The organism is Streptomyces sp. NPDC034111 (assembly GCF_055575375.1).
The window spans coordinates 333,049-355,647 of the sequence record NZ_JBVIST010000007.1 but is presented as its reverse complement, the minus strand read 5'-3'; the positions used below and the strand labels follow the sequence as shown (position 1 = coordinate 355,647).

The window sequence follows — 22,599 nt, the reverse complement described above, 5'->3', positions numbered from 1 at the left end:
GTACGCGGCGGTGCGGCCGAAATCCACATGAGCGTTGTCAGTGGTGCGCCTTACCCTCGCGAGTGATGGCCGAGACGACGCTCACGACGAATCAGACCGACCGGACCGCCCTCTCCCAACGCTCCGCCGTGCGGGCGCTGTTACGGCTGTGGCCGTATGTGCGCCCGGTGCGGGCACGCCTGTGTACCGCCGCGGTGGTGGCGGTGGTCGCCTCGTGTCTGAGCCTGGTCATCCCCCTGGTCCTCAAGTGGCTGGTGGACGGGCCGGTGGCGGCGGGCGACGGAGGCGGGGTGTGGCTGGGCGGCGGATACCTGCTGCTGCTCGGGCTCGCCGAGGCGGGGCTGTTCGGGCTGCGGCGCTGGCTGGTCGCCCGCCCGCTGGCCGGTGTGGAGGCGGCGATGCGCGAGGCGCTCTACCGCCACCTCCAGCGGCTGCCGATCGCCTTCCACGACCGCTGGTCCTCGGGCCAGCTGCTGTCACGGGGCACCACCGACCTCCAGACACTGCGCCTGTTCCTGGCCTTTCCTCTGACGTTCCTGCTGGTCAACGGCGTGACCATCCTGGTGGGGTGTGTGATCCTGCTGGCCCAGCGCTGGTCGCTGGGGCTGGTCCTGCTCGCACCGGTGGTACCGCTGATGGTGCTGTGCTCGGTCTTCGAGGCGAAGTACGGGCAGGCGGCGCGCCGCACCCAGGACCAGCTCGGCGATCTGACGACGGTGGTCGAGGAGTCGGTGCTCGGCATCCGCATCATCAAGGGCTTCGGGCGGCACCGGAGTCAGGCCCGCGCCTTCCGGGAGCTGGCCCGCGCCCTGCGGACGTCCGAGCTCCGCAAGGCGCGGCTGCTGGCCTGGATCTGGGGGGTCAACACGGCCCTTCCGGAGCTCGCGATCGGCGCCGCCCTGGTGCTCGGCACGGTCCAGGTGGCCGACGGGGCACTGTCCGCGGGCACCCTCGTCGCGTTCCTCTCGGCGGCCCTGGCGCTGCGCTGGCCGGTGGAGTCGATCGGCTTCCTGCTGGCGATGAGCACCGAGGCGGCCGCGGCCACCGACCGCTACTTCGAGGTGCTGGACACGCCGGCGGTGACGGACGGGCAGAGACCCGGCGGCGGGGACGGCGTCGAGCGGGGCGGCGAGGGGAGCGGCCCCGGGGGTGGTGAGCCCCCCGACGGGCTGGTGTTCTCCGGGGTCGCCTTCCGCTACCCGGACGCGCCACCGGACAGCCCGCCCGTCCTCAAGGACATCACGCTGCACATCAGACCGGGCGAGACCATGGCGCTGGTCGGGGCGACCGGCAGCGGCAAGACCACGCTCACCGCGCTGGTGCCGCGGCTGTACGACCCCACCGCGGGCCGGATCACCCTCGACGGGCGCGATCTGGCGACGATCGGCCGGGAGGAGGCCCGCTCGCTGGTCGCGGTGGCCTTCGAGGATCCGACGCTCTTCTCGGCGACCGTCGCGGAGAACGTCCTGATGGGCGCGGAGGAGGCATCCCCGTCACAAGAGGCCGGTCTCCGGCGGGCGTTGAAGGTGGCACAGGCCGAGGGGTTCGTCGACGCCCTACCCGAGGGCAGCGGGACCCAGGTCGGCGAGCAGGGGCTGAGCCTGTCGGGCGGCCAGCGCCAGCGGCTCGCGCTGGCCCGTGCCGTGGTCGGCCGGCCCCGCTTCCTGATCCTGGACGATCCGCTCTCCGCCCTCGACGTCCACACCGAGGCCCTGGTGGAGGCGGCGCTGCGCCAGGTCCTGGCGACCACCACGGCCCTGGTCGTCGCCCACCGTCCGTCCACGGTCCTGCTCGCCGACCGGGTGGCGCTGCTGTCCGACGGCCGGATCAGCGCCGTCGGCACCCACCACCAACTCCTGCGGGAGAACCCCGAGTACGCCGCGCTGATGTCCGGCGGGGAAGAGGGCGCCCGATGACGAGCACCACGACCGGCCTCCCGTCCGAGAGCCCAGGCAACCGCCCCGGACCGCGCCAGGACGGGCCGCAGCAGCAGCCGGAGCCCGCGGACTCCTTCGAACAGGACCGGCTCCCCGCCCCCAAGGGCGCCGCCCGCGCGCTGCTCGCCTCCTTGCTGGCGCCGCACCGCCGGGGCGTCGGTGCGGCGACCGTGCTGCTCCTCCTCCAGCAGGCCGCCGTGCAGGCCGGGCCGCTGCTGGTCGCCTATGCGCTGGACCGGGCGGTGCCCGCGCTGCGGGCGGGCGACGGCGGGCCGCTGCTGGCGCTGGGGGTGGTGGCCGCGGTGTGCGCCGTGACGTCCGGCGGGTTGCAGTTCGGCTTCATCCAGCTCTCCGCCCGGGTCAGCCAGGACGTGCTGCTCGACCTGCGCGGCCGGATCTTCCGGCACGGCCAGGCCCTGAGCCTGGACTTCCACGAGCGCTATACGTCCGGGCGGCTGATCTCGCGGGCCACCACCGACGTCGAGTCGCTGCGCGAACTCCTGGAGGAGGGTCTTCAGGAGCTGGTCACGATCGCCCTGGCGACGGTCTACATCACCGCCACCCTGCTGTATCTGGACGGCGGCTTCGGGGCGGCCGCCCTGGTCTCCGCCGGGCCGCTGTACCTCCTCGTACGCTCCTACCGGCGCCGCTCGCACCGGGTCTTCAGCGCGAAGTCCACCGCCATGGCGGACGTGATCGTGAAGTTCACCGAGACCCTCAACGGCATCCGCCCGGTGCAGGCGTTCCGCCGGGAGCGGCCGAACGAGGCCGCGTTCGCCCGGCTGAACCACCGCCATGAGCGGGTCAACGGCGACACCTTCCTGGAGATGGCCCGCTATGTCGTCGCCTCCCGGCTGGTGGCCAATGTCGCGATCGCCGCCGTCGTCCTGTGGGGGGCCTACCGCGTGGCCACCGGAAGCCTGGCGCTCGGCGTGCTGGCCGCCGCGGTGCTCTATCTGCGCCGGCTCTACGACCCGATCGACCGGCTGGGGATGTTCCTCAACTCCTATGAATCCGCGGCCGCTTCACTTCAGAAGATCGCCGGACTGCTCGCCCAGCGCCCCACGGTCCCCGAACCGGCCGCGCCCGCCTCGCTCCCGGCGCCGGCCGAGGGCCGTCCGGGCCGCGAGGTGGCCTTCCACGGCGTCCGCTTCGCCTACCGCACCGGCGGCGAGGTGCTGCCCCGCTTCGCACTGACCCTCGCGGCCGGTACGACCGTCGCCGTGGTGGGCGCCACCGGCGCCGGCAAGTCCACCCTCGCCAAGCTGCTGGCCCGCTTCTACGACCCCACGGAGGGCCGGATCCTGCTCGACGGCGTCGATCTGCGCGAGCTGACCACCACCGAGCTGCGCCGCGCCGTCGTGATGGTCACCCAGGAGGCGTTCCTCTTCTCCGGCACGGTCGCCGACAACATCGCCCTCGGCCGCCCGGACGCCTCCCGCGCCGAGATCGAACGCGCCGCGAAGGCCATCGGCGCCCATGACTTCATCACCGCCCTACCGGACGGCTATGACACCGACGTCCGCAAGCGGGGCGGCCGGATCTCGGCCGGCCAGCGCCAGCTCGTCGGCTTCGCCCGCGCGCTCCTCGCCGACCCGGCCGTGCTGATCCTCGACGAGGCGACCAGTTCCCTGGACATCCCCGGTGAGCGCGCCGTCCAGGCCGCCATGGACACTGTCCTCCAGGGCCGCACCGCCCTGGTCATCGCGCACCGCCTCTCGACCGTCGAGCGGGCCGACCGGGTCCTGGTCATGTCCGACGGCCGGATCGTCGAGGACGGCCCACCGGATCAACTCATCGCCGACCGCGGCCGGTTCGCGGAGCTGCACCAGGCGTGGCGGGACAGCGTGGGGTAGGCGCAACGACGACGGGGGGAAGCAATGGCCGGCACACCAGGAGGTCCTGGTGCCCGTGTCCGCCGCAGTGCCGGGCGGTATCTGTGGTGGCTGGTGCTCAGTCAGCGGTGGCGGGTCGCGGCGGGGGCGTCGTACGGCAGCCTGTGGATGGTGGGGCTGATGCTGCCGCCGTATGTGCTGTCGCGGGCGATCGACGAGGGGCTGGCACCCGGCCGGCTGCCGGTGCTCGTCGGATGGGCCGCGGCGCTGCTGGGCGTCGGGGTGCTCAACGCCGTGCTGGGGACGCTGCGGCACCGCACGATGACCAGGATCCGGATGGACGCCACCTTCCGTACGGTACGCACGATCGTGGCGCACACCCTGCGGCTGGGCGCGGCGCTGCCGCAGAAGGTGACGGCCGGTGAGGTCGTCACGATCGGGATCGGCGATGTAGCCGTGATCAGCCAGACGCTGACGATGACCGGGCCCGGGGTCGGCGGGGTCGTGGCGTACGGGGTGGTCGCCGTGCTGCTGCTGGACGTCTCGCCGCTGCTCGCCGGGGTGGTGCTGCTGGGCGTACCGCTGCTCGCGCTGCTGGTGGGGCCGCTGCTGGGGCGGTTGCAGGGGGCGGAGACGCGGTACCGCGAGCGGCAGAGCGGGCTGGCGGCGCGGCTGACGGATCTGGTCGGCGGGCTGCGGGTGCTGGGCGGCCTGGGCGGCAAGGAGGTGTTCGCCGACCGCTACCGGCGCGATTCACAGGTGCTGCGGCGCGAGGGCTACCGGGTCGGCGCGGTGACGAGCTGGATCCAGGCGCTCGGGGTGGGCCTGCCGACGCTGTTCCTGGCCGCGGTGGTCTGGCTCGCGGCGCGGATGGCGGCCCAAGGGCAGATCACCGTGGGCGAGTTGGTGGCGGTCTACGGCTATGCGGCGGCGCTGGTGGTGCCGGTGTCGTTCTTCATCGAGGGCGGCTACGACCTCACCCGGGGGCTGGTGGCCGCCGGGCGGGTGGTGCGGTTCCTCCGGCTGGAACCGGACACCGCGGACGGCCGGGAGGCCGGCGCCGCCGCGGCGCGGGCGCCCGAGGGCCCGGCCGTGCTGCGGGATCCGGTGTCCGGCGTGGAGGTGGTGCCCGGGCAGTTGACGGCGCTGGTCGCCGCCCGGCCGGCGGAGTCGGCGGCGGTGGTCGACCGCCTGGGGCGGTTCGCCGATTCGGCGGCGACCTGGGGCGCGGTGCGCCTCGACGAGGTCCCGCTGTCCGAGGTCCGGGACCGGATCCTGGTGGCGGACAACGAGGCGGATCTGTTCGCCGGGACGCTGCGTGAGGTGGCCGCCGGGCGGCGGGACCGTACGGAGAAGGCGATCGGGGACGCCGTGCGGACGGCGATGGCCGAGGACATCGTCCGCGGTCTGCCGGACGGGCTGGACTCACCGGTGGAGGCGCAGGGCCGCAATCTCTCCGGCGGGCAGCGGCAGCGGCTGCGCCTGGTGCGGGCGCTGCTGGCCGACCCCGAGGTGCTGCTCGCGGTCGAACCGACCTCGGCGGTCGACGCGCACACCGAGGCGGGCATCGCGGCCCGGCTGCACACCGCGCGGGCGGGCCGTACGACCGTCGTCACCAGCACCTCCCCGCTGCTGCTCGACCGTGCCGACACCGTGTGCTTCCTCGTCGACGGCGAGGTAGCCGCCGTCGGCAGCCACCGCCGGCTCCTCGACGAGCAGCCCGGGTACCGGCGTCTGGTGTCGCGCGGCGAAGAACACCAGGACGGCACGGACGGCGGGGACGGCGGGACCGCCCGGGCCGGCGGGGCCGGCGAAGGACCGGCGGGCGCCACCGTCCTGCTCCCCCGGCCCGCATCCGCGGCAGAGGAGGGCACACGATGACGGCGACGGCCACCACGACCCGGCGCGGGCGGAACGGCACCGGTGCCCTGCCGGACGGCGCCGCGCTGCCGGTCGCCGACCCCGCCACGACCCGGCGGGCGGCGCTCCGGCTGATCCGGCGGGACGGGCGGGCGTTCGCCCTGATGCTCACGCTCAATGCGCTGGCCGCCGGCGCCGGACTGGCCGGCCCCTGGCTGCTCGGCCGGATCGTGGACACGGTCCGGGCGGGCGGCGGGGTGCGCACGGTCGACCGGCTGGCGCTGGTCATCCTGGCCGCCGCGGTGGCGCAGCTGCTGCTCGCGCGCTTCGCGCGGTATGCCGGGCACCGCTTCGGTGAGCGGACCGTGGCGCGGGTCCGCGAGCAGTTCGTGGACCGGGCGCTGGCGCTGCCGGCGGCGGTCGTGGAGCGGGCCGGCAGCGGCGATCTGACGGCCCGTGGCACGACGGACGTCACCTCGGTCGCCCGGACGCTGCGGGACGCCGTACCGGAGGTGTGCATCGCGTCGGCGCAGGCGCTGTGCCTGCTCGGCGCGGTGGTGGTGCTCGATCCCCTGCTCGGGCTGTGCGGGCTGGGGCTGCTGGGCGGGGTGCTGGCGGTCCGCTGGTATCTGCGGCGGGCGCACCAGGCGTATCTCGCGGAGGGGGCGGCGACGTCGGAGCTCGCCGAACTGCTGGCGGCGACCGCGGCGGGCGCCCGGACCGTGGAGGCGCTGGGGCTCCAGGAGCGCCGGCGGGCGGCGGCCGAGCGGGCGGTCGAGCGCTGCCGCCGCACCCGGATCCGGACGCTGTTCCTGCGCAGTGTGCTGCTGCCCGCCGTGGATGTCTCGTATGTCGTCCCGGTGGTGGGGGTGCTGCTGGCCGGCGGGGTGCTGCACGGGCGGGGCGGGGTCAGCCTGGGGGTGGTGGTCGCCGCGGCGCTGTATCTGCGGCAGCTGTCCGAGCCGCTGGAGACGGTTCTGCTGTGGGTCGAGCAACTCCAGTCCAGTGGCGCCGCGTTCGCCCGCGTCGAGGGCCTGGGCCGGGCCGCGCCGCAGGCCCCGAAGGCCGCCGGGGCCGGCCCGCTCCCCGAGGACGACCGTATCGAGGTCACCGCCGTCCGCTACGCCTACGACCAGGCGTCCGGCGAGGTGCTGCGCGGCGTCGACCTGACCGTCCGGCCCGGGGAGCGGATCGCCCTGGTCGGTCCCTCCGGGGCCGGGAAGTCCACGCTGGGGCGGCTGCTGGCGGGCATCGACGCCCCGATCAGCGGCTCGGTGACGGTCGGGCGGGTGCCGGTGGCCGAGCTGGACCCCGCAGTGCTGCGGCAGCAGGTCGTGCTCGTCACCCAGGAGCACCATGTGTTCCTGGGCACCGTCCGCGACAATCTGCGGATCGCCGCGCCCGGTGCCGGGGACGCCGCCCTGTATGCCGCGCTGGCCGCCGTCGGGGCCGACTGGGCCGAGGAGCTGCCGGAGGGGCTGGACACCGAGCTGGGCCCCGGCGGCCACCGCCCGGACGGCTCGCAGTCGCAGCAACTCGCCCTGGCGCGGGTGGTGCTGGCGGATCCGCACACGGTGATCCTGGACGAGGCGACCGCGCTGCTCGATCCGCGCACCGCACGCCACGCCGAGCGCGCCCTGGCCGCCGTCCTCACGGGCCGTACGGTCATCGCCATCGCCCACCGTCTGCACACCGCGCATGACGCGGACCGGGTCGCGGTCATGGAGTCCGGCCGGCTCACCGAACTGGGCACCCATGACGAGCTGGTGGCGGCGAACGGCGCCTATGCGGCGCTGTGGAACTCCTGGCACGGGCCCGCGCGGCCGTGACGGCGCTCACACATCGTCCGGCTTTCGGACGTCGATTTCGCGCAACGGACGTTTTCCGGCCAATTAGTTGAACGGAGCCTGACAATTTCCCGTGCGTAGTGGGACTCTTCCCCGCAACCGCCGCCGCACGGCCCCCACAGCACCACTCCCTGCGGCCCCGGTCCGACAGCGCACCACCCGTCCCACCCGTACATCGAGTGCACCGAGCACCTCGAGTACCTCGCGTACGTCTCCCCCCACACGCTCCATGTGTTCTGCCTCGCTCTGCCCGGACGGCCGTTCGCCTTCCGGTCCCCCTCGGCCGCACCGTCACGTCGCGGCCCCGCAGAAGGAGTCAGTGTGAGACGCACCCCCCATAGACGCGCCGTGGCAACCGGCGCGCTCGTCGCCGTCACGGCGATGCTGGCCGTCGGTGTACAGGCCGGTACCGGCGCGGCGGCTCCGGTACGTCCCGGCACCTCGCATGCCGTACCGGATCCCGGCGCAGTACCTGCCAAGCTGTCCCCGTCCCAGCGTGCGGAGCTGATACGGGCAGCCAGGGCCACCACCGCCGAGACCGCGCGGCAGCTCAAGCTCGGCGCGAAGGAGAAGCTGGTCGTCAAGGACGTCTCGAAGGACGTCGACGGCACCGTGCACACCCGCTACGAGCGCACCTACGACGGGCTGCCGGTCCTCGGCGGCGACCTCGTGGTGCACAAGAGCAAGGCCGGCAAGCTCCAGGGCGTCACCAAGGCCGTACGCTCCCAGCTCAAGGTCGCGAGCACCACCGCGAAGGTCAGGCCGGCCACCGCCGCGGCGAAGGCCGTCACCTCGGCACAGGCGCTCGGCTCGAAGCGGACCGAGGCCGCCGAGGCGCCGCGCAAGGTGGTCTGGGTCGCCGACGGCAAGCCGGTCCTCGCCTACGAGACGGTGGTCGGCGGGCTCCAGGACGACGGCACGCCCAGCCAGCTGCACGTCATCACGGACGCCGTCACCGGCGCCGAGATCTTCCAGTACCAGGGGATCGAGAACGGCGTCGGCAACACCCAGTACAGCGGCAAGGTCACCGTCGGATCGTCGGGCTCGGCGCCGAACTTCTCGCTGACCGACCCCACCCGGGGCAACCACAAGACCTACGACCTCAAGCACGGCTCGTCCGGCACCGGTTCGCTCTTCACCGACGCCGACGACACCTGGGGCGACGGCACCCCGCAGAACGCCCAGACGGCGGGTGCCGACGCGGCCTTCGGTGCCCAGGTGACCTGGGACTACTACAAGAACGTGCACGGCCGCAGCGGCATCAAGGGCGACGGCGTCGGCGCCTACTCCCGTGTCCACTACGGCAACAGCTACGTCAACGCCTTCTGGGACGACGGCTGCTTCTGCATGACCTACGGCGACGGCAGCGGCAACACCCACCCGCTGACCTCCATCGACGTGGCCGGCCACGAGATGTCGCACGGTGTCACCGCGGCCACCGCCGACCTCACCTACAGCGGTGAGTCCGGCGGCCTCAACGAGGCGACCTCCGACATCTTCGGCACGGCGGTGGAGTTCTACGCCAACAACTCCGCCGACCCCGGTGACTACCTCATCGGCGAGAAGATCGACATCAACGGTGACGGCTCGCCGCTGCGCTACATGGACAAGCCCAGCAAGGACGGCGCCTCGGCGGACTACTGGTCGAGCAACGTCGGCAACAAGGACGTGCACTACTCGTCCGGTGTCGCCAACCACTTCTTCTACCTGCTGTCCGAGGGCAGCGGCCCGAAGGACATCGGCGGCGTCCACTACGACAGCCCGACCTTCGACAACCTGCCGGTGCCGGGCATCGGCCGGGCCAACGCCGAGAAGGTGTGGTTCAAGGCGCTCAGCCAGTACATGAGCGCCAACACCAACTACGCGGCCGCCCGCACCGCCACCCTGAAGGCCGCGGCGGACCTTTTCGGCCAGGGCAGCGCGTCGTACAACACGGTCGCCAACACCTGGGCGGCGGTCAACGTCGGCTCCCGGGTCCCGGACGGCGGCGGGGTCACCGTCACCAACCCGGGCAACCAGACCAGCACCGTGGGCCAGCCGGCGAGCCTCCAGATCAAGGCGACCAGCGGCACCGCGGGCGCGCTGACCTACGCGGCGACCGGGCTGCCGGCCGGGCTGTCGCTCAACACGAGCACCGGTCTGATCTCCGGTACCCCGACCACGGCCGGCACCAGCAATGTCACGGTGACGGTCACCGACTCCGCGAAGAAGACCGGTACGGCCGCCTTCACCTGGACGGTCAACACGGGCGGCGGCGGCAGCGTCTTCGAGAACTCCGACGACGTGCCGATCCCGGACGCGGGCGCCGCGGTCACCTCGCCGCTCGCCGTCACCCGCAGCGGCAATGCGCCGAGCACGCTGAAGGTCGGGGTGGACATCGTCCACACCTACCGCGGTGACCTGGTCATCGACCTGATCGCCCCGGACGGTACGGCCTACCGCCTGAAGAACTCCAACGCGTACGACGACGCGGCGAATGTGAAGACGACGTACACCGTCAACGCCTCCTCCAAGGCGGCCGGCGGCACCTGGAAGCTGCGGGTCCAGGACGTCTACGCACAGGACAGCGGCTACATCAACGGCTGGAAGCTGACGTTCTGACGGTGCGGCATCATCTGGGCGTCACCCTGGTGTGAAATAAGCCGCCGGGCAGGCCGCAAAGGATCACAACTGGTCTGCTGAGCAAACAAGTTGGGCGTCGCTCCCGGATTTCCGGGGGCGGCGCCCGGCTCCGTTATACGGACAGCGCGCCCCTCTCTACGGACGATTTCTGGCCAAGTTGTTAACAACCTCATGACATGCACGCGTTCGAATGGCAGTCTTCCCGACGCATGTCACACCCGCATCGCTTTGCACCCCCACCACTTGGCAAAGTTGAAGGAGCACGCGTGACCCCCCACATATCCCGTAAGACCCGTGTGACCGGTACCGCCCTCGCGGCCGCGGCCCTGCTGGCCGCCGGCATCACCGTCGGTACCGCCGGCGCCTCCCCGGCCCCCACGCCGGCGAAGGACGCCTCTCCGCTCAAGCTCAGCGCCTCGCACCGCGCGGAACTGCTGCGTGACGCGGGCGCCGTCCGGGCGCAGACCGCCAAGGCGCTCGGCCTCGGCTCGCAGGAGAAGCTGGTCGCCAAGGACGTCATCAAGGACGCCGACGGCACCACGCACACCCGCTACGACCGCACCTACGCCGGACTCCCGGTCCTCGGCGGCGACCTGGTCGTGCACAGCGCCAAGGGCGGCGCGATCAAGTCCACCACCAAGGCGACCGACAAGAGCATCAAGGTCGCCTCCACGACCGCGAAGATCGCCCCGTCGGCCGCCGCGACGTCGGCCCAGGGCACCGCCGCGAAGTCGCTCGCCGCGAAGAAGGCCGACGCGCAGGCCCCGAAGAAGGTCGTCTGGGCCGCCTCCGGCACCCCCGTCCTCGCCTACGACACCGTCGTCAAGGGCGTCCAGAAGGACGGCACGCCCAGCCGGATGCACGTCATCACCGACGCCAACAGCGGCAAGAAGCTCTTCCAGTACGACGAGATCCGTACCGGCAAGGGCGAGAGCGAGTACAGCGGCAGCGTCGAGCTGGGCACCTCCAAGGAGGGCAACGGCTTCACGCTGACCGACGGTGAGCGCGGCGGTCACAAGACCACCAACCTGGAGAACAGCGAGAACGGCGAGGGCAAGCCGTTCACGGACGACGACGACACCTGGGGCACCGGCAAGCCCGACGACCCGCAGACCGCAGCCGTCGACGCGCACTACGGTGCGGCCGAGACCTGGGACTACTACAAGACCGTGCACGGCCGCAGCGGCATCAAGGGCGACGGCAAGGGCGCCTCGTCCCGCGTCCACTACGGCGACAGCTACGTCAACGCCTTCTGGGACGACAGCTGCTTCTGCATGACGTACGGCGACGGCGAGGGCAACAAGAAGCCGCTCACCGCCATCGACGTCGCGGCGCACGAGATGTCGCACGGTGTCACCTCCGCCACCGCCAACCTGACCTACAGCGGTGAGTCCGGCGGCCTCAACGAGGCTACCTCGGACATCTTCGGTACCTCGGTCGAGTTCTACGCCAAGAACGACAAGGACCCGGGCGACTACCTCATCGGCGAGAAGATCGACATCAACGGTGACGGCAAGCCGCTGCGCTACATGGACAAGCCGTCCAAGGACGGTCAGTCGCAGGACAACTGGGACTCCAACACCGGTGGCCTCGACCCGCACTACTCCTCGGGCGTCGCCAACCACTTCTTCTACCTGCTGTCCGAGGGCAGCGGTCCGAAGGAGATCGGTGGCGTCAAGTACGACAGCCCGACGGCGGACGGCTCCAAGGTCGAGGGCATCGGCCGGGACAAGGCCGAGAAGATCTGGTTCAAGGCCCTGACCGAGTACATGACCTCGAACACCGACTACAAGGCCGCGCGCGAGGCGACCGTCAAGGCCGCCACCGACCTGTACAAGGCCGGCAGCCCGGAGGTCAAGGGCGTCGAGGCCGCCTGGGCCGGTGTCGCCGTCAAGTGACGCAAGCGCCCCAGCGCGCTGATCGTCCCGGGGTGAGATGACCCCAGAACGCGGGCGGTGTCCGGAGATCATCCGGGCACCGCCCGCACGTATGACGGGGCGGGTAGCGGCAGTTGAGCCGGGCCGTGGCCGCCCGTGCCCGGGACGGCGGACCGACCCGGACGCGAGCGCGAGGCGCTGGGCCTGGCCGGCGCCGTGCCGCCTCGGTGCCCGCCCCCGCGCCGGGCGGCCGCTGCTGCCGTTCTTCGCGCTGGACGCCCCTCCGGACGGCACCCCGCCGCCCCCGCCCGGCCGCTCCTGTGCGTACTACAGCCTCGCCCCGGACTCCGACGCAGCCTACGAGCTCCGCTTCACCGACGACCGCCTGATCTCCAAGCGCACGGTGAGACCGCAAGAGACCACTGAAACCGACGCCCAACTCCCTTCCCAGCATGGGGAGTTCACCCATTGGGACGCTCTCCGGAACCTTCCCTACCGCCGCGTCCGCCGATATGGCTGATTCCACCCCCTCATGCGCCCTTGTACGGACTCCCTCCTGGGGGGAGGCTGCGGTGTGCGCCGACGGGCCCCGGCGCGACACCGGACATCCGCACACCGCAACTCCGCTGTGATCACACCGAGTTGAGGAGGCGAACGCCGACCGTGTCAGCGCACTGCTGCCGCCGCCCGGACAGGGGCGGGCGTACGTCCGCCGGATCACGGCGGGTCCGCGGCCACGAACCAGTGGTTCACCTTCCCCCCGATTTCCCGGGCGCCGCCCGGGGGAAGGTTCACCGAGTACACCCCGGCCGGCCGTGCCCTCCGCCAGCCGGGTGAAAGCGGGCTGGAGCGCCGCCGCCCGCACCCGGTCCCCCTGCCGCGGAGCGGATACAAAGGACAAAACCCCGCAAAGCATCACAAGCCCAGGTGAGCCCATGATCGGTCGCATCCCTGTTCTGGACATCCGCCCGCAGATCGATTGCGGCCGTCGCCCGGCGAAAGCCGTGGTGGGCGAGGCGTTCGAGGTCTCGGCCACCGTCTTCCGAGAAGGCCATGACGCGGTCGCCGCCAATGTGGTGCTGCGCAACCCCGCCGGCCGCTGCGGCCCCTGGACCCCGATGCGGGAGCGGGCGCCCGGCACCGACCGCTGGAGCACCGAGGTCACCCCGGACGTCGAGGGCCGCTGGACCTTCACCGTCGAGGCCTGGGCCGACCCGCTCGCCACCTGGCGCAAACACGCCTCGGTCAAGATCCCGGCGGGCATCGACACCGAACTGGTGCTCGCCGAGGGCGCCGAACTGCACGAGCGGGCGGCCACCGACGTCCCCAAGAGCGACGGCCGGGAGTCGGTGCTCAGCGCCGTGGACACCCTGCGCAACCCCGAGCTGCCCGCCGCCACCCGGCTCGCCGCGGCGCTCTCCCCGCAGGTCGTCGAGGCCCTGGACCGCCATCCGCTGCGCGAACTGCTCACCGTCTCGCGCCCCATGCCGCTGGTCGTCGAGCGCCGCCGGGCCCTGTACGGCTCGTGGTACGAGCTCTTTCCGCGCTCCGAGGGGGCCGTCGTCACCGCGGACGGCACCGCGGTCAGCGGCACCCTGCGCACCGCCGCCGAACGGCTGCCGGCCATCGCCGCCATGGGCTTCGACGTGGTGTACCTCCCGCCCGTCCACCCGATCGGCACCTCCTTCCGCAAGGGCCCCAACAACACCCTCTCGGCCGGCCCGGACGACGTCGGCTCCCCCTGGGCGATCGGCTCGGCGGCCGGCGGCCATGACGCCCTCCACCCCGACCTGGGCACCTTCGAGGACTTCGAGCACTTCGTGCGGACGGCCCGCGACCTGCGGATGGAGGTGGCCCTGGACTTCGCGCTCCAGTGCTCCCCCGACCACCCCTGGGTCACCCTCCACCCGCAGTGGTTCCACCACCGCGTGGACGGCTCGATCGCCTACGCCGAGAACCCGCCGAAGAAGTACCAGGACATCTACCCCCTCGCCTTCGACACCGACTACCGCGGGCTGGTGCGCGAAACCGAGCGGCTGCTGCGCTTCTGGATGAACAAGGGCGTACGGATCTTCCGGGTGGACAATCCGCACACCAAACCGGTGGCCTTCTGGGAGAAGGTGATCGGCGACATCAACCGCACCGACCCGGACGTGCTCTTCCTCGCCGAGGCGTTCACCCGCCCGGCCATGCTGCACACCCTCGCCCAGATCGGCTTCCAGCAGTCGTACACCTACTTCACCTGGCGCAACACCAAGCAGGAGCTGACCGACTACCTCACGGAGCTGACCGGCGAGTCCGCGTCCTATCTGCGGCCCAACTTCTTCGTGAACACCCCGGACATCCTGCACGCCTACCTCCAGGAAGGCGGCCGCCCCGCCTTCGAGATCCGTGCCGTGCTGGCCGCCACCCTGTCCCCCAGCTGGGGCGTCTACGCCGGATACGAACTGTGTGAGTCGACCCCGCTGCGCCGCGGCAGCGAGGAGTACCTCGACTCGGAGAAGTACCAACTCAGGCCGCGCGACTGGGATGCGGCCGCGCGGGAGGGGCGCACCATCGCCCCGCTGATCACCACCCTCAACCGCATCCGCCGCCGGCACCCTGCCCTGCAACAGCTGCGCCATCTGCACTTCCACCACACCGACAACGACGCCGTGCTCGCGTTCTCCAAACGCGCCGGGCAAGGCGCCGGGGGCGACACGGTGCTCACGGTGGTCAACCTGGACCCGCACCACACCCACGAGGCGACGGTGTCGTTGGACATGCCGGAACTCGGCCTCGGCCGGCACGAGTCCTTCCCGGTGCGCGACGAGCTCACCGGCGATACCTACCACTGGGGCAGGGACAACTATGTGCGCCTGGAGCCGGGCCGCTCGCTCGCGCCCGCCCATGTGCTGTCGCTGCGACCGTCCTCACCGATCGGAGGGTCACCCAATTGATCGTCAATGAGCCAGTCCCCGACACATTCGAGGACACACCGGCGAAGGACCGCGATCCCGACTGGTTCAAACGGGCCGTCTTCTACGAAGTCCTGGTGCGCTCGTTCCAGGACAGCAACGGCGACGGTATCGGCGACCTCAAGGGCCTCACGGCCAAGCTCGACTACCTTCAGTGGCTGGGGGTGGACTGCCTCTGGCTGCCGCCGTTCTTCAAATCCCCGCTACGGGACGGCGGTTACGACGTCGCCGACTACACCGCGGTGCTCCCCGAATTCGGTGATCTGGCGGACTTCGTGGAATTCGTCGACGCCGCACACCACCGTGGGATGCGGGTCATCATCGACATGGTGATGAACCACACCAGCGACCAGCATCCGTGGTTCCAGGAATCGCGCACCGACCCCGAGGGCCCGTACGGCGACTATTACGTCTGGGCGGACGACGACAAGCAGTACGCCGACGCGCGGATCATCTTCGTCGATACCGAGGCCTCCAACTGGACCTTCGACCCGGTACGCAAGCAGTACTACTGGCACCGCTTCTTCTCCCACCAGCCGGACCTCAATTACGAGAACCCCGCGGTCCAGGAGGAGATGATCTCCGCCCTGCGCTTCTGGCTCGACCTGGGCATCGACGGCTTCCGGCTGGACGCGGTGCCGTACCTCTACGCCGAGGAGGGCACCAACTGCGAGAACCTGCCCGCCTCGCACGCCTTCCTCAAGCGGGTCAGGGCGGAGATCGACGCGCACTACCCGGACACCGTGCTGCTGGCCGAGGCGAACCAATGGCCGGAGGACGTCGTCGACTACTTCGGCGATTACGCCGTCGGCGGCGACGAATGCCATATGGCATTCCATTTCCCGGTCATGCCGCGCATCTTCATGGCGGTGCGCCGCGAATCGCGCTACCCGGTGTCGGAAGTCCTCGCCAAGACCCCGGCGATCCCGTCCGGCTGCCAATGGGGCATCTTCCTGCGTAACCACGATGAGCTGACCCTCGAAATGGTCACGGACGAAGAGCGCGACTACATGTACGCGGAGTACGCCAAGGACCCGCGGATGCGCGCCAATATCGGCATCCGCCGGCGACTGGCCCCGCTGCTCGACAACGACCGCAATCAGATCGAGCTCTTCACCGCCCTGCTGCTGTCGCTGCCCGGCTCGCCGATCCTCTATTACGGCGACGAGATCGGCATGGGCGACAACATCTGGCTCGGCGACCGGGACGCGGTGCGCACCCCGATGCAGTGGACCCCGGACCGCAACGCCGGATTCTCCTCCTGCGACCCGGGCCGGCTCTTCCTGCCGACCATCATGGACCCGGTCTACGGCTACCAGGTCACCAATGTCGAGGCCGCGATGAGTTCGCCCTCGTCGCTGCTGCACTGGACCCGCCGGATGATCGAGATCCGGAAGCAGAACCCGGCCTTCGGGCTCGGCAGCTACACCGAGCTGTCGTCCACCAACCCGGCGGTGCTGGCCTTTCTGCGCGCCTCGCCGGGCACCGGCGGCGCGGACGACGACCTGGTGCTGTGCGTGCACAACTTCTCCCGGTTCGCCCAGCCGACGGAGCTGGACCTGCGGTCGTTCAGCGGCCGCCATCCGGTGGAGCTCATCGGCGGTGTCCGCTTCCCCCCGATCGGGGAGCTGCCGTATCTGCTGACCCTGGCGGGGCACGGGTTCTACTGGTTCCGGCTGCGCAAGAACGCAGGAAAAGCCTAGGGCGTGTCCTGACCGGGCACGGGTGCCGAGACCACCGCCCGTACGCGGCCGCATGGCGCGTACGGGCGTTTTTTGACCTTTCGCACGGGCAGTCTCCCTACTACCGCACGGGCCGGGTGAGCCACCGTCGGTCCCCCGGCTTCGGAGGGGACCGCCACGCGGCGGAAGCGCGGAGGCCGAAGACACTCCCGAAGACACTCCTTTCGGGGGTACCCGCACAGCCTCCGTACGGGGGTACTGCCACCGCGCCACCGCACAGTGAAGGCCGCATTCCGGGACACTTTGCCCTACCTGTCGTGTGCCCGGGGAAAGGACGCGACGCCATGTCGGACACCGCCCCGACCCGTGCCACCCGCTACAGCCCTGACCGCCGCCCGCTCGTCACCGCACCCGACCTGCTGTCCTCACTGGTGCCCCTGCTCGCGGAATGGGTGCCCCGCCAGCGCTGGTTCGCCGGCAAGGGACGGCTGATCACCGGCTTCACCCTGCTCTCGGCCACCGAGCTGCTGCCGTGCACCGGCGACGGCACCGCTCCCGGCCTGCTCCATATGCTCGTACGCGCCCAGCAGAGCGCGCCGCCGAGCCGTACGCCGGCCGGCGGGGACTCCTACCAACTGCTGCTGGGGGTACATCCGGCGCCGCCGCCGCAGCTGGCGCGGGCGGTGATCGGCCGTCCGGGCGGCGGTCCGCTGCGGGGCCGTTCGGTCTATGACGCGCTGCTCGACAACCGGCTGTGCGGGCTGCTGCTGGAGCGGCTGCGGGTGCCGGGACGGCTCGGGGGTCTGCGCTTCTGCCGGGAACCGGGGGTGGACATCCCGCCCGGGCTGCCGGCCCGGCCGATCGCCGTCGAGCAGTCCAACTCCTCGATCGTCTTTGGCGATACGTTCATCCTGAAGGTCTTCCGGCGGATCGAACCGGGCGTCAACCCGGATCTGGAGCTGCCGCGGGCACTGGCGAACGCCCACTGTGCGCGGGTGCCCGCGCCCGCCGCGTGGTTCGAGTCGGCGGCCGCCGACGAGAGCGGTGAGGCCACCACGCTCGGCGTGCTCCAGCCGTTTCTGCCGGGCTCGGCGGACGGCTGGCAGCTGGCGCTCAATGCGCTGGCGGTACGCGCCGACTTCACCGGCTCGGCGCGGGCGCTCGGGCACGCCACCGCGGAGGTGCACACCGCGCTCGCCCAGGCGCTGCCGACCACCGAGCTGCGCCGCCCGCAGCTGGATGTGATCGCCGCTCAGATGAACGAGCGGCTGGAGGCCACCGCCCGCGCCGTGCCCGTACTCCAGCCCTACCGCGCACGGCTGCGCACCGCCTTCGACGCGCTGGCCGCGATGGGCCACGACGGCCGCAGCTGGGCCGCCCAGCGCATCCACGGCGATCTGCACCTGGGGCAGACGCTGCGCTCCGCCGAGGAGGGCCGCTGGTCGCTGATCGACTTCGAGGGGGAACCGGCCCGCCCGCTGGCCGAGCGGCGGCGGCTTCAGCCGGCCGTGCGCGATGTCGCGGCGATGCTGCGCTCCTTCGACTACGCCGCCCGCAGCGGGCCGGCCGGCGGGGACCCCTGGGCGGTGGACTGGGCGCGGCGGACCCGGGCCGCCTACTGCCTGGGGTACGCCGAGGCCGGCGGGCTCGATCCGCGCTCCGCGCCCGAACTGATGCGCGCATACGAGACCGACAAGGCCGTCTACGAGGTGCTGTACGAGGCCCGGCACCGGCCCGACTGGCTGTCCGTCCCGATGGCCGCCATCCGCCGGCTGGCGGCGGGCGGGGAGCCGGCCGCGCGCATGGACGGAGCCGGCCCGGCCCGCTCCGCCGGGTCCGACGGCCGGGGGTGAGCGGACCGGCCGAACCCCCGCAGCACCGACCCGCCCGAAGCGCCGCAGGATCCCGCCCCGAGGAGACCCCAGTCGTGACATCCCGCCCGTCGCCCGCCACCACCCCGTCCGGAACGGCTTCGCCGTCCCCCTCCGGATCTCCGCCGTCCCACCGCCACCCCGTCCCCGAGACCTTCCGCACCCCCGCCGTGCCGCCGTCCGCTCCCCAGGAGTCCGCTGACGCCCGCCCGCGCGCCACGATGCCGGCGTCCGCGGGGCGTGGGGTGCGGCCCGCCGAACCGCTGTCCGACGAGGACCGCGGACGGCTGCTCGGCGGTGCGCACCACGACCCGCATGCGCTGCTCGGCGCGCACCCCGTACGCGGCGGGCTGCTCATCCGGGCCCTGCGGCCCTTCGCGCGGAGCGTGACCGTCCTCGGCAAGGGCCTGCGTGCCGAGCTGCCGTCGGAGGGCGACGGGCTGTTCGCCGGGGTGCTGCCGCTGCGCACCGTTCCGGAGTACGAGCTGCTGGTCGACTACGGCGACAGCACCGTGACCGTGCACGACCCCTACCGCTTCCTGCCGGCCCTCGGCGAGCTGGATCTGCATCTGTTCGGCGAGGGCCGGCACGAGCAGCTGTGGCAGGCGCTCGGCGCGCGGCCCATGGACCACCAGGGCGTGACCGGTACCCGCTTCACGGTCTGGGCGCCCAACGCCCAGGGGGTCCGGGTCGTCGGCAACTTCAACTACTGGGACGGCACCGGCTTCCCGATGCGGTCGCTGGGCTCCTCCGGTGTCTGGGAGCTGTTCCTCCCCGGCATCGGCGAGGGCGAGCTGTACAAGTTCGAGATCACCCGGCCGGACGGGTCGAAGACCGTACGCGCCGACCCGATGGCCCGGCGGACCGAGTGCCCGCCCGCCAATGCCTCGGTCGTGGCGGAGTCGCACCACCGCTGGCAGGACGCCGCGTGGATGGCCCGGCGCGGCGAGCGGCCGGTGCACGAGGCGCCGTTCTCGGTCTACGAGGTGCACCTGCCGTCCTGGCGTCCCGGACTCACCTACCGCCAGCTGGCCGCTCAACTCCCCGGCTACGTCAAGGATCTGGGGTTCACCCACGTCGAGTTCATGCCGGTCGCCGAGCACCCCTTCGGCGGGTCCTGGGGCTACCAGGTGACCGGTTTCTACGCGCCCACGGCCAGGATGGGCACCCCGGACGACTTCAAGTTCCTGATCGACGCGCTGCACCGGGCCGGGATCGGCGTCCTGATGGACTGGGTGCCGGCGCACTTCCCGCGCGACGACTGGGCGCTGGCGGAGTTCGACGGCCGCCCGCTCTACGAGCCACAGGACCCGGCACGGGCCGCGCACCCGGACTGGGGCACCCTGGAGTTCGACTACGGCCGCACCGAGGTCCGTAACTTCCTCGTCGCCAACGCCGTGTACTGGTGCGAGGAGTTCCATATCGACGGGCTGCGGGTGGACGCCGTCGCCTCGATGCTCTACCTCGACTACTCGCGCGAGGACGGCAACTGGACCCCGAACGTCAACGGCGGACGGGAGAACCTGGACGCGGTCGCCTTCCTCCAGGAGATGAACGCGACGGTCTACCGCCGCTGCCCGGGCGTCGTCACCATCGCCGAGGAGTCCACCGCCTGGGACGGCGTCACCCGCGCCACGCACCACGTCGGGCCCGGCGGCTTCGGCGGGCTGGGCTTCGGGCTGAAGTGGAACATGGGCTGGATGCACGACTCCCTCGGCTATGTCTCCAAGGAGCCGGTGCACCGCAAGTACCACCACGGCGAGATGACCTTCTCGATGATCTACGCCTACTCGGAGAACTACGTCCTGCCGATCTCCCATGACGAGGTGGTGCACGGCAAGCGGGCGCTGGTGTCGAAGATGCCCGGCGACTGGTGGCAGCAGCGCGCCAACCACCGGGCCTACCTGGGCTTCATGTGGGCCCATCCGGGCAAGCAACTCCTCTTCATGGGGCAGGAGTTCGCCCAGGGCGCGGAGTGGGCGGAGAGCCACGGCCCGGACTGGTGGCTGCTCGACCCGTCCTACGACGCGGAGCCCGACCACCGCGGCGTACGCGACCTCGTCCGCGACCTGAACCGCCATTACGCCGCCCTCCCCGCCCTGTGGGAACGTGACACCGACCCGGTCGGCTTCCGCTGGATCGACGGCGATGCCGGCGAGGACAATGTCTTCTCCTTTCTGCGCTTCGCCGCCGACGGCTCCCCGCTGATCTCGGTCACCAACTTCTCCCCCGTCGTACGCCACGCCTACCGGCTCGGCGTCCCCGAGGACGTCCCCGCCTGGCGTGAGGTCCTCAACACCGACGCGCCGCACTACGGCGGCAGCGGCGTCGCCAACCCCGGCCCCCTGAAGGCCGAACGCACCCCCTGGAACGGCCGCAGCTGCTCCGTCTCCACCGTCCTCCCCCCGCTGGCGACCCTCTGGCTGCGGCCGGCCTGAGCCCCCGCACGGGCGGTCGCCGTCGCCCCCGGTACCCGCCGGGGTACGCCGAAGGGGCGGGTGCCGGATCCGGCACCCGCCCCCTCTCCCCTCCTGCGCGGCAGGTTCAGGCCGAGGCGGACTCCTTCGCCGTACCGCCGTCGCGCGGTCCCACGACCTTGGCGGCCGGCGGCCCGTCCGGAGCGTCCTCGGGCGCACCGTGACCGTCGGCGTTGAGCGTCTTCTCGTCGAACGGGATCCGGCCGGCCAGCACCTCGGCCGCCCGGGGCTTGTCGATCTCCTTGGTCCAGGTGCCGATCAGGACCGTGGCCACCGCGTTGCCCGCGAAGTTGGTCAGGGCGCGCGCCTCGCTCATGAAGCGGTCGATGCCGACGATCAGGCCGACGCCGTCGACGAGTTCGGGGCGGTGCGACTGGAGACCGCCGGCGAGCGTCGCCAGTCCGGCGCCGGTGACGCCCGCCGCACCCTTCGACGCGATGATCATGAAGACCAGCAGCGAGATCTGCTGGCCGAGCGAGAGCGGCTTGCCCATCGCCTCGGCCACGAACAGCGAGGACATCGTCAGGTAGATGGCGGTGCCGTCGAGGTTGAAGCTGTAGCCGGTCGGCACGGTGATGCCGGCCACCGGCTTGCTGACACCCAGGTGCTCCATCTTGGCGATCAGGCGGGGCAGCGCCGACTCCGAGGAGGAGGTCGACAGGATCAGCAGGAACTCGCGGCCGAGGTACTTCAGCAGCGTGAAGATGTTGATCCCGGCGACCAGCCGGAGCAGCGCGCCGAGCACCACGAACACGAACAGCAGACAGGTCGTGTAGAAGCCGACCATGATGATGGCCAGCGACTTCAGCGCGTCCAGGCCGGTCTCACCGACCACCGCGGCGATCGCGCCGAAGGCACCCACCGGCGCCACCCACATGATCATGGCGAGCACCCGGAAGACCAGCTTCTGGAGATGCCCGACGCCGCGCAGCACCGGCTCGCCCGACGCGCCCAGCGCCTGGAGGCCGAAGCCGACCAGCAGCGCCACCAGCAGCGTCTGGAGCACCTCGCCCTGGGTGAAGGCGGACACCAGGGTGGTGGGGATCATGCCGAGCAGGAACTCGGGCAGCGATTCGCCGCCGCCCGAGGTCTGGGCGTGGCCCGCGTGCCGTACGGCCTCGGTCACATGCAGCCCGGAACCGGGCTCCAGGAGGTTGCCGACGACCAGGCCGATGGCGAGTGCGACGGTGGACATCACCATGAAGTAGCCGAGGGCCAGTCCGCCCACCGCGCCGACCTTGGCCGCCTTACGGACCGAGCCGACGCCCAGCACGATCGTGCAGAAGATGACCGGCGAAATCATCATCTTGATCAGGTTCACGAACCCGGTGCCGAGCGGCTTGAGCTGGACGGCCACACCGGGGGCCGCGAAGCCCACGATGATGCCGAGCAGCACCGCCCCGATGACGGCGATGTAGAGGAAGTGGGTCCGGTCCCGCTTCGGTGGCGCGGTCGCGCCGGTGGTGCCCCCACGCGGCGGGGTCTGTGCAGCCACGGCTGCCTCCTCGGGTCTACGGTTGTGCGCTGATCTGCGGCTCGCCCGCACAACAAGTCCCGGCGACTATGCACGCCGCTGTGGCGCACGTCACCCTTACGTTCATTTCGTTCACGCAAAAGCTGACCGTGCAGACTGT

Annotated in this window: 11 protein-coding genes; 10 read left to right on the top strand and 1 reads right to left on the bottom strand. The window is 71.6% G+C overall.

The features are described from left to right. Positions 1-65: 65 nt before the first annotated feature. The 10 genes from ACZ55A_RS19820 to glgB all read left to right on the top strand — a co-directional run bounded on the left by ACZ55A_RS19820 (position 66) and on the right by glgB (position 20,926). On the top strand, positions 66-1,916 hold the full coding sequence (locus ACZ55A_RS19820) for an ABC transporter ATP-binding protein (RefSeq protein ID WP_468841489.1): 1,851 nt from the start codon (positions 66-68) through the stop codon (positions 1,914-1,916). After that, positions 1,913-3,793, top strand: a complete 1,881-nt coding sequence (locus ACZ55A_RS19815) for an ABC transporter ATP-binding protein (protein ID WP_468841487.1) — start codon at positions 1,913-1,915, stop codon at positions 3,791-3,793. The genes ACZ55A_RS19820 and ACZ55A_RS19815 overlap by 4 nt, the downstream gene beginning before the upstream one ends. 24 nt (positions 3,794-3,817) lie before the next feature. Then, the gene (locus tag ACZ55A_RS19810; RefSeq protein WP_468841485.1) at positions 3,818-5,653 is read left to right on the top strand and encodes an ABC transporter transmembrane domain-containing protein; all 1,836 of its coding nucleotides are present in this window, start codon (positions 3,818-3,820) and stop codon (positions 5,651-5,653) included. After that, complete coding sequence (locus ACZ55A_RS19805; RefSeq protein ID WP_468841483.1) at positions 5,650-7,461, top strand: ABC transporter ATP-binding protein; 1,812 nt, start codon at positions 5,650-5,652, stop codon at positions 7,459-7,461. The genes ACZ55A_RS19810 and ACZ55A_RS19805 overlap by 4 nt, the downstream gene beginning before the upstream one ends. A gap of 339 nt (positions 7,462-7,800) precedes the next feature. Continuing rightward, the gene (locus ACZ55A_RS19800) at positions 7,801-10,080 is read left to right on the top strand and encodes a M4 family metallopeptidase (protein WP_468841481.1); all 2,280 of its coding nucleotides are present in this window, start codon (positions 7,801-7,803) and stop codon (positions 10,078-10,080) included. Positions 10,081-10,367: 287 nt separating this feature from the next. Then, complete coding sequence (locus ACZ55A_RS19795; protein WP_468841479.1) at positions 10,368-11,999, top strand: M4 family metallopeptidase; 1,632 nt, start codon at positions 10,368-10,370, stop codon at positions 11,997-11,999. Positions 12,000-12,913: 914 nt separating this feature from the next. Beyond that, complete coding sequence (locus tag ACZ55A_RS19790) at positions 12,914-14,917, top strand: alpha-1,4-glucan--maltose-1-phosphate maltosyltransferase (protein WP_468841477.1); 2,004 nt, start codon at positions 12,914-12,916, stop codon at positions 14,915-14,917. After that, positions 14,914-16,638, top strand: a complete 1,725-nt coding sequence (gene treS / locus ACZ55A_RS19785) for a maltose alpha-D-glucosyltransferase (RefSeq protein WP_468841475.1) — start codon at positions 14,914-14,916, stop codon at positions 16,636-16,638. Before ACZ55A_RS19790 ends, treS begins: the two co-directional genes overlap by 4 nt. A 323-nt stretch (positions 16,639-16,961) precedes the next feature. Beyond that, a complete protein-coding gene (locus tag ACZ55A_RS19780; protein ID WP_468841472.1) occupies positions 16,962-18,470 on the top strand; it encodes a maltokinase N-terminal cap-like domain-containing protein in 1,509 nt (502 codons plus the stop codon). Between the two features lie 239 nt (positions 18,471-18,709). Beyond that, a complete protein-coding gene (gene glgB / locus ACZ55A_RS19775) occupies positions 18,710-20,926 on the top strand; it encodes a 1,4-alpha-glucan branching enzyme (RefSeq protein ID WP_468841587.1) in 2,217 nt (738 codons plus the stop codon). A gap of 106 nt (positions 20,927-21,032) precedes the next feature. Here the strand turns inward: glgB and ACZ55A_RS19770 are convergent, their stop codons facing one another. Continuing rightward, positions 21,033-22,460, bottom strand: a complete 1,428-nt coding sequence (locus ACZ55A_RS19770; protein WP_468841470.1) for a cation:dicarboxylate symporter family transporter — start codon at positions 22,458-22,460, stop codon at positions 21,033-21,035. Between the last annotated feature and the right edge of the window lie 139 nt (positions 22,461-22,599).

What these genes read in the sequence shown, in the direction of transcription:
- ACZ55A_RS19820 (WP_468841489.1), top strand. Translation starts at nt 66, where the DNA reads ATGGCCGAGACGACGCTCACGACGAATCAGACCGACCGGACCGCCCTC.
- ACZ55A_RS19815 (WP_468841487.1), top strand. Translation starts at nt 1,913, where the DNA reads ATGACGAGCACCACGACCGGCCTCCCGTCCGAGAGCCCAGGCAACCGC.
- ACZ55A_RS19810 (WP_468841485.1), top strand. Translation starts at nt 3,818, where the DNA reads ATGGCCGGCACACCAGGAGGTCCTGGTGCCCGTGTCCGCCGCAGTGCC.
- ACZ55A_RS19805 (WP_468841483.1), top strand. Translation starts at nt 5,650, where the DNA reads ATGACGGCGACGGCCACCACGACCCGGCGCGGGCGGAACGGCACCGGT.
- ACZ55A_RS19790 (WP_468841477.1), top strand. Translation starts at nt 12,914, where the DNA reads ATGATCGGTCGCATCCCTGTTCTGGACATCCGCCCGCAGATCGATTGC.
- ACZ55A_RS19780 (WP_468841472.1), top strand. Translation starts at nt 16,962, where the DNA reads ATGTCGGACACCGCCCCGACCCGTGCCACCCGCTACAGCCCTGACCGC.
- glgB (WP_468841587.1), top strand. Translation starts at nt 18,710, where the DNA reads ATGCCGGCGTCCGCGGGGCGTGGGGTGCGGCCCGCCGAACCGCTGTCC.